This window comes from Parafrigoribacterium humi, assembly GCF_040227205.1.
GTDB classification, from domain to species: Bacteria; Actinomycetota; Actinomycetes; order Actinomycetales; family Microbacteriaceae; genus Parafrigoribacterium_A; species Parafrigoribacterium_A humi.
Map to the genome: position 1 here is coordinate 76,750 of NZ_JBELOA010000006.1, position 16,268 is coordinate 93,017.

Sequence of the window (16,268 nt, forward strand, 5' to 3'; positions counted from 1 at the left end):
ACCTGGAGTCCCGGCGCCAGCTTATGGGCCGAGACTGCCCCTTGGCGCGCAGACGTCGCGCGCGCGAGGCTCCAACCCCAAGGAGCCCATCGTGGCACATCACTCGAACCCGCCTGCCTTGCAGGCGAATGAACTCACCAAGAGCTACCCGGGCGGCCGCGGCAAGCCCAGGCTCGCCGCCCTCGACGGCCTCAGTTTCGAGGCCGAAGCGGGCACCATCTTCGGCCTGCTCGGTCCGAATGGCGCGGGAAAGTCCACGACCGTGAAGATTCTCGCAACACTGACCACGGCTGACTCCGGAACGGCTACCGTCGCCGGAATCGATGTCGCGCGGCACCCGGAGCGCGTGCGGCGGGCGATCGGTTTCGTCGCCCAGAAACAGGTGTCCGATCCGACGGACACCGGACAGGAGAATCTCGTGCTCGCGGGGCGACTGCAGGGGATGCCCGCGAGAGACGCGAAGGCACGCGCCACCGAGCTGCTCGACCGCTTTTCGCTCGCCGACGCGGCCGGACGGCGGGTCAAGACCTACTCCGGCGGCATGGCCCGCAAGCTCGACGTGGCGATCGGGATCATGCACCGCCCCCAGGTTCTCTTTCTCGACGAGCCGACCACCGGACTCGACCCGGAGGCGCGCACCGAGATGTGGGCAGAGCTTGCGACCATGGCCAGGGCGGAGCAGATGACCGTTCTGCTCACCACCCACTATCTCGATGAGGCGGACCACCTCGCGAGCCGCCTCGCGATCGTCGACCACGGTCGGGTCGTCGCGCACGGCACCCCGGAGGAACTGAAGAACGGCCTGCACGGCGACGCGGTGTTCGTGGAACTCTCCCCGGATACGGACGTCTCCGACTCGCTCGGGGCGATCTCGAGGGTGCACGGCCTGAGCGACGTGCTGGCCGACGGGCGCGTCCTGCGGGCCAGGGCCGACATCGGCTCTGTCGTCCTGCCCCAGATCCTCGCGGCACTCGACGAGGCACGACTGAAGGTCGCCTCGGCCACCGTCGCGAGGCCGAGCCTCGACGACGTCTATCTCCGACACACCGGACACAGCATCACGATCAGCAAGGAGAACGCGCTATGAGCACGATAGTCACCCACACCGTCATCCTCACCACTCGCCAGTTGAGGGCGTTCGCGAGGATGCCTGCGTTCCTGGTCATGAACCTCATCCAGCCGATCATCTGGCTGCTTCTGTTCGGGCAGCTCTTCACGTCCGTCGTGAACATCCCCGGATTCAGCGGCGGAGACGACTACATCGTCTTCCTGACGCCGGGCATCGTCATGATGATGGCACTGTTCGGCTCCGCGTGGGCCGGCACGAGTTACATCGAGGACATGGATTGCGGAGTGATGGATCGCTTCCTCACCTCGCCGACCAGTCGCGCCGGGCTCATCGTCTCCTCGATGTTCTACCAGGCCGTGCTCACCGTCGTGCAGACGCTCGTGGTGCTCGGTGTCGCCTGGCTCACGGGTGCCCGATTCGCGGGAGGCGCCGTCGGCATCCTCGTGCTGCTGCTCGCCGCAGTGCTGCTGACCTTCGTGTTCGCGGCATTCTCGAACGCGATCGCCCTGCTCGCGAAGCAGCAGACCGCGCTGATCGGTATTTCGCAGCTCATTTCGTTTCCACTGATGTTTCTCAGCTCGGCGATCATGGATACGAAGCTCTCGCCGGCGTGGGTGGGGAACGTCGCGAAGTTCAACCCCTTCGAGTGGGCCGTCGCCGCCGGCAGGCAGGCGCTGCAGGATGCCCCGGACTGGGCTGCAGTGTGGACCAACCTCGGGCTGCTGACGGCCCTCGTCGCAGTGATGACAGCCCTGGCGACCCTGGCCTTCCGCGCCTACCAGAAGTCTGCGTGACCACAAAGAGTAGTGCGATTGCTAGCCGAAAAGGCTGACGACCGCCTCGCGGAACACGACGGTGTGACGCTCGACGTCGGCCGCGGTCGTCGCGGGAGACATGAGCGCCATGTTGTGGAACGGGGTGATGAGGATGCCGCGGTTGAGCGCAAACAGGTGCAGGTACTGCTGCAGCTCGAAGTCGTCCGCGGCGGCGGCCTCCGCGCCATCACGGGGTGGGGTCGAACGGAAGCTGTACTCCGCACGCGCGCCGAGCTGCGTGACCTGCCACGGCACGTCGAACTCGTCGAGGGCCGCCCGCACACCCGCTGTCCACTCCGTCGAACGAGCGGTCATCCTGGCGAATGCCGCCGGGGTGAGCACCTCGGAGAGCGTCGCGCGGATGCCCGCGAGCGACACCGCGTTGCCCGCGAGGGTTCCGCCCACTCCCCCGACGTCGATGTCCTCGAGCTCGAGGCTGGACCGCACGAGAGCCGCGAACGACTCCGTCATGCCGTATGCCCCTGCGGGAATACCGCCGCCGATGCTCTTGCCGACGACCACGGCATCCGGGTCGAGGCCGTCGCGGGAGATCATCCCGCCGGGCCCCGCACTGAAGGTGTGGGTCTCATCGAGGATGAGGATGACGCCGAAGCGGCTGCACAGCTCGCGCACGGCCGCGTGGTAGCCCGGATCCGGCAGCACGATCCCGATGTTGGTGAGCGCGGGCTCCATCAGCACCGCGGCGATCTCACCGCTCGCAAGCGCGGCCTCGAGCGCCGCGACATCGTTGAACGGCACGACGGCCGTGGTCTCCGAGGGCGGAACCGGAGCACCGATGTTGCCACGGCGTTCCACCACGGCACCGTCGGCATCCAGGGTCGCAAAGGCCTCGTCGACCGAGCCGTGATAGCAGTAGTCGTGCACCACGATCCTGGGCCTGCCTGTGACCTGGCGCGCATAGCGGATGAGACTGCGGTTCGCGTCGGTTGCGGAGAGCGTGAACTGCCAACTCTGCACTCCGAAGCGCTCGGTCAGCAGCTCGGCCGCGACCGCTGCATCCTCCGTGGGCAGCATGAACGTCGACCCCTTGGCGAGCTGGTCTGTGATGGCGCGCACGGATGCCGCAGGCGCGTGCCCGCACATCGCCCCGGTGTCGCCCAGGCACAGGTCCACGTGGTCGATGCCGTCAACGCACTCGAAGTGTGCCCCGGCCGCCCGTTCGACGAAGACGGGCCACGGCCCCGGCCACTTGGCCATCCACAGCATGGGGACGCCGTCTGGCATGTGTGGCGTCGCCTCGCGCCACAACCGTTCCGAGCGCGGCCTGGCCGCACGAAACGTCTCGGTCTCGACCCGCCACAGCTCGGCGAGTCGCCCGCGGTCGCGGTAGGGGGTGTTCTCGGTCACGATCTAGCCGATCCTCGCCTGCCTCTTCCGCCTCATGGCGGAGGAGATCTGGGAGACGAGCACGAGCACGATGGCGAGGATGAACACCGCGGAGGCGATGACGTTCGCCTCGGCCGGTATTCCTCGCGCGGCCGAGATGTAGATGTACTTCGGGAAGGTGCTCGTCGTGCCCGAGTTGAAGTTGGTGATGATGAAGTCATCGAAGCTCAGCGCGAACGACAGCAGTGCCGCGGCGATGATGCCGGGCAGCAGCAACGGGAAGGTGATTCTCCAGAACACCTGGTTGGGCGATCCGTAGAGATCCTTGCCCGCTTCCTCGAGCGCCGGGTCGAGCGTCGAGACGCGCGCCTTGACGGTGACGACGACGAAGCTCACGCAGAACATCACGTGGGCGATGATGATCGTCACGATGCCCTTCTGCACGCCCGCGCTCAGGAACTCGGCCGCGAGGCCCGCACCGAGCACGACCTCGGGCGTGGCCATCGGCAGGAACAGCAGCAGGCTGATCGCCGAGCGGAACCGGAATCGGTAGCGCACGAGCGCGATCGCGATCATGGTTCCGAGAATCGTCGCGCACACGGTTGCCACGACGCCGATGAGCAGGCTGTTGCCGAACGCCTCGCACACCTCGGCCTTGTCGCAGACGTTCGCCCACTTGTCGAGGGTGAATCCGCGCCAGACGATGTTCGACTTCACGGAGTTGTTGAAGGAGAACACGAAGGTGTACGCGATCGGGATGAGCAGGAACACGAGCGCGATGATCGTGTACGTGGGCAGCAGCCATGAGCCGAGCCCGTACCGCTGTCGCCTCCCCGGCCGCCGCGGCTCCGTCGTCTCTGCCCTGGCCAGAACCAGGCCCGCCTGATCGGTCACAGCAGATCCTCCGTTCCGCTCCGCTTCACGTAGACGGTGACCATCACGAGGATCACGGCCATCAGGATGATCGAGAGCGATGCCGCCGCCGGATAGTTGAGGGTGACCAGGAAGTTGCTTTCGATCACGTTGCCCATCATGGCTGTGCCTGTGCCACCGAGGAAGTCCCTGCTCGCGTTGATGTAATCACCCGCCGCAGGGATGAAGGTGAGGAGCACGCCGGAGACGATGCCCGACATCGACAGCGGAATCGTGACCCTGAAGAAGGTCATCGACGGTCGCGCGTACAGATCGCCGCCCGCCTCGAGCAGCCGCGTGTCGAGGCGTTCGAGCGTCGAGTACAGCGGAAGCGTCATGAAGGGAATGAAGTTGTAGGTCAGACCGAAGATGACCGCGGCCGGAGTGCCCGTGAAGTGGGCATCCGGGGCCATCAGCGCGAGTGCCTTCAACCCGGTGATCACCACCGACTCATCGGAGAGGATCGACTTCCACGCCAGGGTGCGCAGCAGGAAGCTGATGAAGAACGGCGCGATGACGAGCACGAGCATCAGGTTCTGCAGCAGCGGCCAGCGCCGCGCCTTCACGCCGATGAAGTACGCGAGCGGGTAGCTGAACAGCAGCGCGAAGATCGTGGCGACAATCGCGTAGATGAACGAGCGCAGGATGTGTTCGCCGTACAGTCCGATCGCATCCGTGTAGTTCTCCCAGCGGAAGGCCGTCTGGTACTCGCCGATGTCACCGTTCGGAATCGGCTGCTGGAACGACGTCATCACGAGCGAGACAAGCGGCACCAGGAAGAACAGTGCGAGATACAGGATGCCGGGCAGCAGCAGGATGAGTGCGATCTTGCTCTTGCGACGGGGCGCCTGCTCCTGCGCAGTGCCGGTCGCGAATGCACTGAAGGCCACGCTAGGCCTCCTCGAGCTCCGACATCAGGGCGCGTTTGCGCTGCACCGCGATGGTGGCCGTGTCGGTGTCCGCGGGGAACCGCGGCATCTCGCCTGGCTCATCCTCGAGGCCGAACCCGTGGTCGACCTGCCAGCTCACCCACACCTCGGTGTTCTCCTCGACAACGGGGCCGAACCCGAGGTTCTGCGAGAACACGACAACGGTGCCGATGCCCGGAATGGCCACGAGATACTGCGTGCTGACACCACTGAACGAGACGTCGATGACCCGCCCGGGGCCGAGCGAGTTCGTGGAGGAATCGAGGGTGGGCTCCTCCGTGAGCAGGCGCACCTTCTCCGGCCGGATGCCCACAGTCACCTCCCCGGCGTGACGCTGCGCACGGGCCTTGGGCACCGTGATCTTCGATCCTTCGATGTCCACGGTGATGCTCGTGCTCGTCGTGCTCGCGACATCCCCGGTGAACAGGTTGGACTGGCCGAGGAAGTTCGCGACGAACGCCGTGCGCGGAAGCTCGTAGAGATCCTCCGGCGCACCGAGTTGCTCGATGCGGCCCTTGTTCATGACGGCGACGGTGTCGGCCATGGTCATGGCCTCTTCCTGATCGTGGGTGACGTGCAGGAAGGTCAGACCGACCTCGTTCTGGATGGACTTGAGCTCGAGCTGCATCTGCCGGCGCAGCTTGAGGTCGAGGGCACCGAGCGGCTCGTCGAGCAGCAGCAGCGCGGGGCGGTTGACGACCGCGCGCGCGAGCGCGACGCGCTGCTGCTGGCCTCCGGAGAGCTGCTGCGGCTTGCGCGTTGCGAGGTGGTCGAGCTCCACCAGCCGCAGTGCTTCGTGGGCCTTACCGATCGGGTCGCCGATCCGTCGCCTGCGCAGGCCGAAGGCCACGTTCTCCAGCACTGTCATGTGTGGGAACAGCGCGTAGCTCTGGAAGACCGTGTTGACCTGCCGTTGGAACGGCTTCAGGTGCGTCACGTCCTTGCCGCCGATGAGGATCCTGCCCTCCGTCGGGTCCTCGAGCCCCGCAACGAGCCGCAGGGTCGTGGTCTTGCCACAACCCGACGGCCCGAGCAGCGCGAAGAACGAGCCGGCGGGAATCGTCAGGTCGAGCTCTTCGATCGCCGTGAATCCCGGGAACCGCTTCGTGATTCCCGTGAGTTCGAGGTCCGCCCCGCTTTCGGCAAAGGCCCCGGATGCCATGGCTCAGGCCCCGAGGAGGATCGCCTGGAACTGCGTGCCGTACTTCTGCTCCTCGGCACTGGTGAGGCTGCGGAAGACGTGTGCGTTCGAGAGGGTCTTGTCGTCGGGGAAGATGAGCTGGTTGTCGGCCAGGTCGGGGTCGAGCTTCATCATCGCTTCCTTGGTGCCGACCACCGGCGGGATGTAGTTCACGTAGGCCGCGACCTGCGCCGCGACCTCGGGGTCGTAGTAGTAGTTGATGAGCTTCTCGGCGTTCTTCTTGTGCGTGGCACCGATCGGAATGAGGAAGTTGTCATTCCACAGCGTCCCGCCCTTGTCTGGCATCGCGAACGCCCAGTGGTCGCCGGCCTCGGCGTTGAGCTGGGTGATGTCGCCGGACCACACGATCGCCGCGAGGGTGTCGCCGTTCTGCAGGTCTTCCTTGTAGGAGTTGCCCTTGATATTGCGGATCTGGCCGTCGTCGACCTGCTTCTGCAGCACGTCGATCGCAGCAGAGAATTCGGCGTCGCCCCACTTGCCGTCGATCTTGGTTCCGAGGTCCTGCATGATGCAGCCCATCGTGTCGCGCATCTCCGACAGCACGCCGACGCGGCCCTTGAGCGACTTGTCCCACAGGTCGGAGACAGACTTGAGGCCGCCCGGCAGCTCGTCCTTGTTCCAGGCGATGCCCGCGAAGCCGCCCTGCCACGGAAGGGACATCTTGCGGCCCGGGTCGAAGTCCACGTCGGCGAGAGCCGGAACGAGGTTCTTCTTGTTCGGAATGTTGGCGTCGTCGAGCTTCTGGGTGTAGCCGAAGCGGATGAGGCGGTCGACCATCCAGTCGGTGAGACAAACGGTGTCGCAGCCGATGTCCTGGCCGAGCTTGAGCTGGTCCTTCACCTTGCCGTAGTAGGTGTTGTTGTCGTCGACAGCCTCGGTGTATGTGGCCTTGATACCGGTCTTCTTTTCGAAGGCCTCGAGCGTGGGGTAGTTGCCCGCGTCGTCGACATCGAGGTAGAGGGCCCAATTGTCCCAGCGGACGATCTTGTCGGTGTCGGAGATGTCCTTCGCCGACTTCGGCTTGGGCGCGCCACCGGTGGAACACGCTGCCAGAGCGAGGGCTGCCGCGCCGACGCCTGCACCCTGCAGAACGTGACGACGTGAGAGCTGGGCGCGCTGCGCGCGCTGAACGAGGCTTCGGATGAACGGATCTTCTGGCAGTGCTCTGGCCATGTGGATGCAACTCCTCTGTCGACAGGTGCGTATCGAGTGGACGGCTTTGTCCTGTGTGTTTCGTAGATACTGACACATGAGGGTGCCCCGTCGCACCTAAAAACAACCAAATCGACTATGTTCTTGCCCAAAAAACGCGAAATCAGTACATTGATGGCGCTTTTCGCTGCGGAATCATTCGTGAGTGGCAAGCGTTTCCTGAGTTCCGGACGGTATCCACGGTGGTGTCACGCGCGCGGGCTCCCCCTCCGGGCTGAGCAGCCACGCGGAGGACGACCCGGGCGCGATGAACGGGGGCAGGGTGCGCAGCCCGGTGATGGCGCGGAACTGTGCCGGGGTGCATCCGTCGAAGATGATCGGGATGCTCGCTCGCAGCCCGGCAAACAGGCTCCAGTGCGCCTGCCAGGTCTCGACATCCGCAATGACGGCCTTGCCGCGGGCGGAGGTCACGGTGAGCCCGGCGTCCGCGTGGTCGCCGAGCCGAGCGAGCTCCCAGCCCGCCGGGAGGAGCGACGGTTCCCGCGCTCCCCCGCCCAGCCGTCGCGAGAGCTCGGTGACGCGGCTCGTCACGACGATCCAGGATGGGCTGTTCTCCCATCGCAACGGCGCATGTCCGCCGCGGGCCGACCTGGGCGCTCGCTCCAGGGTTCCCTCGGGTGCGAGCGCGAACTGGATGCGATGGCCGTTCCAGTGGCCCGCCCCCGGGGTGAGGCCCGCGTCGAACTCCGTGGCATCTCCTCCCGCCGCGACATGCTCCTGCCTGCTCGGCAACCGCAGCAGGATCCTCGAGTCGCAGAGCGTCGCGATGGACTGCAGGCTCGGCCCGAGCCTGCGCATCGTGATCACGAGTTGGGTGCCCGCCCTGCCGCCCTCCCGCAGCAGTGCACTTACGGCCTCGGCGAGGGCGAAGGCGTAGTCCTCGGGAAGGCTGCCGATCAGCGCATCGAGATCGTCGAGCAGGAGAAGGCACGGCGCGGGGGCTCCGGCGCGCACGACGTCGAGTTGTGCGGTCACGGCGTCCCAGGTGTGCTCCTGGCCGTACGGCACCGTGACGCTTCCGTCGGGCCATGCGCGATTCGCCTCCGCCGCGGCGACGACCGCCGCGAGGGCGCCGCTCTTGCCGGAGCGATGGCCGCCGACGACCAGGAGGCTGCCGTCCTCATGTGGGTCGAAGAGGGCGCGCGTCCTGCGCTGTTCCTGCGGGAGATCGACGAGTCCGAGCACCAGGTGCGCGTCCGGCGCGCCCGCGAGCAGTTCGCCTATCGGCAGGCACGGTTCGAGCGGATCACACCAGGGCCTGCGCGGGCTCCATCCCGGGTCAGCCCAGCGCCGGGCGACCGACTCCGCATCTTCTTCGCTGGCGATCGCGATCTGGGCAGGCTGCGGTTCCGCCCCGCCGAGACTGAGCAGTGCCCGCCCGATCGGCAGCCGCGGGAGCTCTGCCGCCGCGGCCGTTCCGATCACCGCGGCACTGTCCGCGGGATTGTTGACCCTGAGCGACACCCGCAGGGCGCAATTGGCGAGCACGGCATCGCGCACGACCCCGGATGGCCGCTGCGTGCACAGGATGAGGTGCACGCCGAGCGAGCGCCCCCTCGCGGCGATGTCAGCGAACAGTTCGTGCAGGCCGGGAAAGCCCTGCACCATCGCCGCGAACTCGTCGACGACGATCACGAGCCTGGCGAGCGGATGCTCCCACGGCAGCTCCTCGATGGATCTCGCGCCAGCCGCGGCCAGCTCGCGCTCCCGATACCGGAGCTCGGCGCGGAGGCTCGTGAGCGCCCTCTGCGCCGAGTGTTCATCGAGATCCGTGATGAGTCCGACGCTGTGCGGAAGCTGCTGCACGGCGTGGAAGGAGGACCCGCCCTTGAAGTCCACGAGCAGGAAGGTGACGGCGCGCGGACCGTGTCTCGCCGCGATGGCGAGCACCCAGGCCACGAGCAGTTCACTCTTGCCGCTGCCCGTCATCCCACCGACGATGGCATGCGGACCGTCCCGCACGAGGTCGACGACGAGTGGACCTTCGGCGCCGACCGCGGGTGCACAGGCGAGTGAGTCCGCCGGAGCATCCTCGTCCGGTACGAAGTCGCCTGACACGAGTTCCGCGAGAGCGATGCTGTCGGGCAACCCTCCGCCTGCCACGAGTCCGGCCGCCGCGGCTTCCTCGGCCAGGACCCGCGCGTACGCGCTCGCCTGTTCCAGCGACACGAACTCGGGGCTGAGCGACCCTCCCGCGCTCGCTGGCGGCTCCGGAGCCACCAGAGCAGCGGATGCCGTATCGATTTGCAGCAGCGTCCTGCACTCTCGCGGGAGCAGAGCCGCGTGGTCCGCGACCGCCACGAGCGCCCGTCGGGATGCCGAACGGCGAGAGCGAAACACGACCGTTTCCGGCGTGGACCCCGTCCGGGTCACGGCGTGGGGAAGGGCCGCGACCCACTCGGTTCCGCCACCCGGTGATGCCACGATCTCGTGCTCGTCCGGCGAGAGGGCCGCGGCGAGTTGGATGACGATGCCGCGTGCCGCGGCAGCCGCGAGCGCGGGCGGCCCACACACGCCGATGCCGGCACGAGCATCCGCGACAATGGGCGCTCCGAGAAGTGTGTTCGCCTCCTCGCGCAGGGCATCGAGTGGGGCAGTCCACTCGTCGCGCTCGGCGTTCCGGGCAGAGGCGCCCTCTCCCTCGATCACGAGAGTGCTGCGTCGACGGCCGGAGCCGAGCACGAGTGGCAGCTCGGCATCCAGCGTTCCACGCCAGCGCTCGGGGTCCCGGCGAGGCGCGCGCATCAACGCCCTCGCATCCCGGTAGGTCGCTGCGAGGGCAGCGAGCTCCCTCTCGTGCTCATGCGCGACAGTGGCGTGAGCCTCGGCCATCTCCACGGAGAAGCGGCGACGTTCCCGTCGCAGAGCCCTGCGCGCCTGGATCGCGGTGTCTCCCACGCTCGCCACCGCCACGATCGGGCCGAGCATGGCGAACACGAGCACGTACGGCGACCGCGTCACCGCCCACAGCACAAGGGAGCCGACGACGGGGGCGAGGGTCGCGACAACGGGAAAGCTGTGGGGCGCAGCACGGACTGGGCGAAGCGGCAGGACAAGCCGCGCCGTCTCGCCGCGATGACGGGAGGGCTCGGCCTGACTGGTGTGCGCGTTCATCCCCACAGCACAGCATCCGGGAACGGCAGCGTCGAGCATCCAGGCGTGATCTCTGCAGAACTGCGTCAACGGTCGTGCAGTAGAGGAGGGGCCTGCGGTCGTCAGCTGACGACGAAGAACTGCTCCCCGATGTCCACGCGGGTGCCGCGCACGATGCGATAGCGGCGATCGGGCTGGCAGCGCACGGGATCGCCCTCCGGCTCACGGATGATCGAGCCATTTCCAGAGAAACGGTCCTTGATCCAGAACGCCCCGGCCTCCTGGCCGAACTCGAGATGCGTCTTGGAGACCGACCTGCTGGGGTCGAGGACGCGCACGATGTGATCGAAGTATTCCGCGGGCTCTGGGCGCGGATTGCGACCGACGAGGCCGCTTCCATACACGGTGAAACTCTCTCCCGTGCTGAACTGCAGCACAAACCTCGCACCGGTCCTGCGCTGGGCGACGATGCGGGTCGCCTCGATGTCCTCGAGTTCGTCCCCCGAGTCACCGAGGCCCCACGACACCTCAGGAGCGCTTGCCTCCTCGGCCCTGGCGAGCGATGCGGCTGCGGCCATGGCATCCCGCTCCAGCTGTGCACCCTGGACGATCGCGGTGTCCCTCGGGCGGCTGAAGTGCTGGCCCGCAGAACGTGTGACATAACCGCACTCACCGCAGAAGATGTCGTCGCTGCCGAGTTCCGCGCCGCACTGCTCGCAGTGTGCGACGAGATCGACGATCTTGGTCTCGGCCATTGCGGGGTCGTGCGAGAAAGTCGGCGGGACAGCCGGTACGCTCATGCGGGGTATGGGGCGTGCGGGCGTCGCGGGAGTCGGCTTCTCCGCAGCCTCAGCGGCGATGGCGCGGCCGCACTCCCCGCAGAACATCGCGCCAGCGGGAAGCTCGGTAGTGCAGTATCTGCAGATCACCGGACGCATCCTCTATCGCTTGAACAACTTCTTCACACTATAGCCACCGAGCGATCGCACGGAGACGAGTGCTTTGATCCGCTGCCACCGGGTCAGCCCCTCGCCGAGAGAGGCGCGCAGTTCGCGCACAGAACGCCACAGTCGCTCGACTTCCTCGTCACTCGGGTCGTCGGGTGAGAATACGCCCCTGTCGACCACCGAGGCAAGCACGAGAGGCTGCATTCCGCCGACGACTGCGGCGACCTCGGTGCGGGTCGGCGATGGCGGGGTCGGATACCCGTGGTCGATCACGGCGTCTTCGAATTCCTGCCATCCCCCGCTCATCCGATCCGCCGCGCGCGGGGCGCGCCTGCGCAGCACTCTCCTTCGGCGCTTTGCCGCAATGACGGCGATGAACGGCGACAGCAGCACCGCGAGAGCGAGGATCGTCCAGCCCGCGATGCGCAGCACCGCGAGGACGATCTCCAGCAGCACGTTGGCACCCGCAGGGGTGGCCTGCGTGCTGTCCGGTGGCGCCTGGGTCTCGTGCCTGAACGGCTGCTGCGCGGGAGGCTGCACCGGCGACTGTGGCCTGGCCACCCGGGTGGGATCCTTCGGCTTCTCTTCGGGGATGGGTCGAACTGCGGGGTTCGGGTCGACCGCCACCCAGCCATATTCGGTGGTGTTCACTTCGATCCACGCGGAGATGTCGCTGCCGCTGATCGCGGTCGGGCCGCTCGCAGCGATGGTCGTCGGCGCGAAGCCGAACACCACCCTCGCGGGGAAGCCGAGCTGCTGGGCCATGAGCGCCGCGGTCACCGCGTACTGTTCCTGGTCACCGATCATGCGCTGGTCGGTGAGAAGCTGGGTGATGCGATCTGCGGAGTGACCGGATCGACTGAACGGGGCGTTCGGCGATACGCCATGGCTGATGTAGCCGTTCTTCTTGATACCCGCGATCATCGCGGCGAGGCGAGCGCCGTCACCCGCCACCCCGTCCACGTAGCTGTCGAGCGTGGTGAGCAGGTCATCCGGCACGACCCCGATGGCGGGAACGATCGCCGTGCCTGGCTTCAGCTCGGCCAGCTCGGCGGGCGACGGCTGCACCGGTTCGACGGCCCTGAGGGTGTAGCTGTCTCCCGATCTCAACGGTCGCACGACGGCCGCCGTTCCGCTGTTGTTGTTGTAGTAGAACGAGTCTCGCAGCGACTGGGCGTCCGTGCCGCCGAAATCGATGCTCTCGAGCTTGCCGACCGTCGGGACCCACACGCCGCTGTAGTCCCTCACCGTGACCCGGATGCTGAGCTGCTTACCGTGCACGGCGGATTGGTCGAAGGCATACGGCACTCGCGTGAACGACCCGGATGCCGCATCCGGCTGTCCGGAACCCACGGAATAGACCACGCCGTTGTAGCTGTCGAGGGTGGCGATGCGGATGCGACCGTCCGCGGGCAGGCCGGTCACCGTGAGCATGGTGTCGTCGACCGCGGGCACCTTCTCATAGCTGCGGAATCCGCTCAGTGGGCTCGGATAGGTGCGCGGATCGAACGGCTGCACGATGGCGGTGCGCGCAACCTCGCGAGGGCCGGGCGGCGGCGCAACGAGCGCACCGCCGATACCGGCGATCGCGACGATGGCCAGGACGATGCCTGCCCCGAGAATGGTGCGCAGCCCGGACATCCCCCGCGAGCGTCGCGGCGCGCGGGCGACAGCTCCGGACGCGTCTGCGAGCGTGAGCAGCCTGATCGACTCCCGCCTGCGATACCACCGTCGCCAGGCCAGCCAGGCCAGGATGGCGGCGAGGAGCCCGAGTGAGATCCACAGCGGCCAGCTGCTGCGCTCAGGGCCGAGCACGAGCGCGCCGAGGACGAGTACGACGGGGGCAAGAGCGGCGAGATCTCCGTGCCTCGAGCGCAGCGCGAGCGAGAGTCCGATCATGACGCTGAGCAGGACGAGGATGAAGGCCGGGACGAGAAGTGCCTGGTAGCTGCCGACCGGCAGGGTGATCGTGAGCAGCTGTTTCCAGCCCAGTGCCGTTCCACCGAGCAGCGCGATGAGGCCGTCGAGCGTGGGAAGCACCCCATAGAGGGCGCTGTCGGGCACGGCGAGCGGGACCCCGAGCACCACGTACAGGCCCACCGTCACGAGCACCATGACATAACCGGGCCAACGGAACACCGCGCCGAGCACGGCGAGGGCGGATGCCGCGATCGCGACGACGGCCACCATGATGACGACAGCGGATCCCCGATAGATCGGCCAGAGCGCCACGGCTGCGATGGCGGTCGTCAGCCATACCATCGCGGTGTTGACCACGATGAACCCCGGGCGCAGCGGTGTCTGTGTCATACCGCGGCCGATCGCGCGAGTGAGACACGAAGGTCCTCGAGAAGCCCAATCGTCAGGACGCTCAGGCCGACGACCCTGCGCAGTCCAGGCGCCGTCTCGGGGTCGCACACGATCGCCACGACCTCGACACCCAGCGGAAATCTCGTGGAGGCCGCCCGCAACTGGGCCGGGGTCGGAGTCGAACCGCAGACCAGGAAGGCCACGGAGATGCCGCTCACCTGGTCGGAGGTCACGCGCGCCACGTCGAGGATCGCGAGCGCGGATTCCGCCCGATCCACGACGGCGAGGTCGTCGAGCAGCCGTGACCGCGTGACCGTGCTGAGCTCGCGCACGGCGAACACCTTGCGCTTGGCGAACTCGGGGGTTCGCTCGCTCGCCACGACGGACACGTCACGGGCGTCACGAATCGCGCGAGTACCGAGCGAGCCGACGACGCTCACCGCCATCTCGAACTCCTCGTCGCTCGCATAGTCGGCGCTCGCGAGGCTCAGCGCGATCACCAGGTGGCTGCGCCTGGTCTCCTCGAACTGTCGCACCATGTATGTGCCGGTCTTCGCCGTGCTCTTCCAGTGGATGTTGCGTCGCTCATCCCCCGGGAGGTACTCGCGCAGCGCGTGGAACGAGACGTCACTGTTGCTCAGGTCTCTGGTCGGCGAGCCCTCGAGGTCGCGGATGAACCCGGTGCTTGTACTGGGGATGCCGATCGTCTTCGGATGCACGTAGAGCTCTGTCGCATCGGTCCACAACAGCTCCCGACGCACGAGTCCGATCGGATCGGCCCTCACCGTGCGCACCGGCCCGACCGAAAGCACTCCGCGCCTCCTGGTCGGGATCGAGAACTCGTGCGGCACCACGGCACCGCGCGCGAGACCTGGCAGGGCGAGCTCAACCAGTCCGTTTCCGACCGGCACCTCGACCTTCACGCCCGGGCGACGCCTGCGGCTCGGATTGCTGGCCGTGACGATGCCGACCGCGGACTCTCCCACGACGACCCTGTTGTGCGGCACCTCGAGACGCACCATGAAGCTCCCGCGACCCACGAGGTAGGCGGCGGCCACGATGACGAGCACCAGAACGGCCCAGGCCACCGCGACCAGTTCGAGCCAGGAGTACAAGTAGCCGAACAGGAACGCGAGCGGCACGAGGACCGCGAGCGACCAGCCCAGGGGAGTGACGACCGCGGATGCCCGTGCCCACCATCCGGAGACCACACCGCGAATCCCCGTGGTCGCCCGCACCACGAAGATGACCATGTCGGCAAGAAACCCCGTGCGGTTACCGACGATCTTCGTGCGCGCGTTGGTGAGCCCCTCCGTCGAGGTGTCATACAGCGCGTCGAAGCGCACGGAACGCGTCGCCGCCCCCGAGACCGTCCTCGTCGTTCCCCGGGCGGATTTGACGGTCGACCGCGCGGAGCCCGTCCTGTTGCTCACACCGCTTGCCTGTCGGTGGGCGGCGGGGTCTCGATCAGCACCTGGCTGATGATGCTCGACGGAGTGACCCCCTCGAACTCCGCCTCGGGGTCGAGCACGAGCCTGTGCGCGAGCACGGGTTCTGCGAGCGCTTTGATGTCGTCGGGGATCACGTAGTGGCGCCCGTTCGCCGCGGCGAGCGTCTTCGCGGTACGGATGAGCGCGAGCGCACCGCGCACGCTGACTCCGAGCCGCACCTCGACGGCCGTGCGCGTGGCATCCACGAGTCGCGAGACGTAGTCGTTGATCGATGGGTCGACGTGCACCGTACGAGCGAGCGCACCCATCTCGACGATCACCTCCGAGGTCGCAATCGGGGGAACGATCACGTCGTGGGCCTTCGTGCCTGCGCCCTCCAGGATGCGCAGGGTCGAGGCGTGGTCCGGGTATCCGATCGAGGCCTTCATGATGAAGCGGTCGAGCTGGGCCTCTGGGAGACGATATGTTCCCGCCTGCTCGATCGGGTTCTGGGTGGCGATGACCATGAACGGCGCACCGACGTCGTGGCTCACGCCGTCGACGGTGACGTGTCCTTCCTCCATGACCTCGAGCAGGGCGGCCTGGGTCTTCGGGCTCGCCCGGTTGATCTCGTCGGCGAGGACGATGCTCGCGAAGATCGGGCCCTGGTGGAACTCGAAGTGCCCGGAACGCTGGTCGTAGATGCTCACGCCCGTGATGTCTCCGGGAAGCAGGTCCGGCGTGAACTGGATGCGATTGTTGACCCCGGACACACTCTGCGCGATCGCGCGCGCGAGCGAGGTCTTGCCCGTACCGGGGAAGTCCTCCAGCAGCAGGTGGCCCTCGCTGAGGAGCGCCGTGAAGGAGAGTTTGACCACAAAGGTCTTCCCCAGGATGACCTGGTCGACATTCGCGACGAGCCGGTTGAAGATGTCGGAGAACCAGGCTGCCTGCTCGGGTGTCATGGTCATTGTGCTGCCCCTCGGTGTGAAATACGTGGTCG

The 16,268-nt window shown here is 67.1% G+C and carries 12 protein-coding genes; 2 read left to right on the top strand and 10 right to left on the bottom strand.

Going from position 1 to position 16,268, the window contains the following annotated elements; genetic code table 11:
* Positions 1-91 precede the first annotated feature (91 nt).
* Positions 92-1,087, top strand: a complete 996-nt coding sequence (locus ABUA28_RS10710; protein ID WP_349904166.1) for an ATP-binding cassette domain-containing protein — start codon at positions 92-94, stop codon at positions 1,085-1,087.
* Positions 1,084-1,863 carry an ABC transporter permease gene (locus ABUA28_RS10715; RefSeq protein ID WP_349904167.1) on the top strand — a complete coding sequence of 260 codons (780 nt, stop codon included), beginning with the start codon at positions 1,084-1,086 and terminating at the stop codon, positions 1,861-1,863. Before ABUA28_RS10710 ends, ABUA28_RS10715 begins: the two co-directional genes overlap by 4 nt.
* 21 nt (positions 1,864-1,884) lie before the next feature.
* Here ABUA28_RS10715 and ABUA28_RS10720 read toward each other — a convergent pair whose 3' ends face one another.
* The 10 genes from ABUA28_RS10720 to ABUA28_RS10765 form a co-directional block, all read right to left on the bottom strand.
* Positions 1,885-3,252, bottom strand: coding sequence for a transaminase (locus ABUA28_RS10720; RefSeq protein WP_349904168.1), 1,368 nt, complete (start codon positions 3,250-3,252; stop codon positions 1,885-1,887).
* Between the two features lie 3 nt (positions 3,253-3,255).
* Positions 3,256-4,101, bottom strand: a complete 846-nt coding sequence (locus ABUA28_RS10725) for an ABC transporter permease (RefSeq protein WP_407075441.1) — start codon at positions 4,099-4,101, stop codon at positions 3,256-3,258.
* A 20-nt stretch (positions 4,102-4,121) separates the two neighbouring features.
* Positions 4,122-5,033 carry an ABC transporter permease gene (locus ABUA28_RS10730; protein WP_349904169.1) on the bottom strand — a complete coding sequence of 304 codons (912 nt, stop codon included), beginning with the start codon at positions 5,031-5,033 and terminating at the stop codon, positions 4,122-4,124.
* Between the two features lies 1 nt (position 5,034).
* Positions 5,035-6,234 carry an ABC transporter ATP-binding protein gene (locus ABUA28_RS10735; protein ID WP_349904170.1) on the bottom strand — a complete coding sequence of 400 codons (1,200 nt, stop codon included), beginning with the start codon at positions 6,232-6,234 and terminating at the stop codon, positions 5,035-5,037.
* 3 nt (positions 6,235-6,237) lie between these two features.
* Positions 6,238-7,446 (bottom strand): ABC transporter substrate-binding protein, encoded by a 1,209-nt coding sequence (locus ABUA28_RS10740; RefSeq protein WP_349904171.1) that lies wholly within the window; start codon positions 7,444-7,446, stop codon positions 6,238-6,240.
* Positions 7,447-7,620: 174 nt separating this feature from the next.
* A complete protein-coding gene (locus tag ABUA28_RS10745; protein ID WP_349904172.1) occupies positions 7,621-10,599 on the bottom strand; it encodes an FtsK/SpoIIIE domain-containing protein in 2,979 nt (992 codons plus the stop codon).
* Between the two features lie 101 nt (positions 10,600-10,700).
* Positions 10,701-11,507, bottom strand: a complete 807-nt coding sequence (locus tag ABUA28_RS10750; RefSeq protein WP_349904173.1) for a double zinc ribbon domain-containing protein — start codon at positions 11,505-11,507, stop codon at positions 10,701-10,703.
* Positions 11,508-11,519: 12 nt separating this feature from the next.
* Complete coding sequence (locus ABUA28_RS10755) at positions 11,520-13,835, bottom strand: transglutaminase domain-containing protein (protein WP_349904174.1); 2,316 nt, start codon at positions 13,833-13,835, stop codon at positions 11,520-11,522.
* On the bottom strand, positions 13,832-15,268 hold the full coding sequence (locus ABUA28_RS10760) for a DUF58 domain-containing protein (protein WP_349904175.1): 1,437 nt from the start codon (positions 15,266-15,268) through the stop codon (positions 13,832-13,834). Before ABUA28_RS10760 ends, ABUA28_RS10755 begins: the two co-directional genes overlap by 4 nt.
* Positions 15,265-16,236 (bottom strand): AAA family ATPase, encoded by a 972-nt coding sequence (locus ABUA28_RS10765; protein WP_349904176.1) that lies wholly within the window; start codon positions 16,234-16,236, stop codon positions 15,265-15,267. The genes ABUA28_RS10760 and ABUA28_RS10765 overlap by 4 nt, the downstream gene beginning before the upstream one ends.
* Between the last annotated feature and the right edge of the window lie 32 nt (positions 16,237-16,268).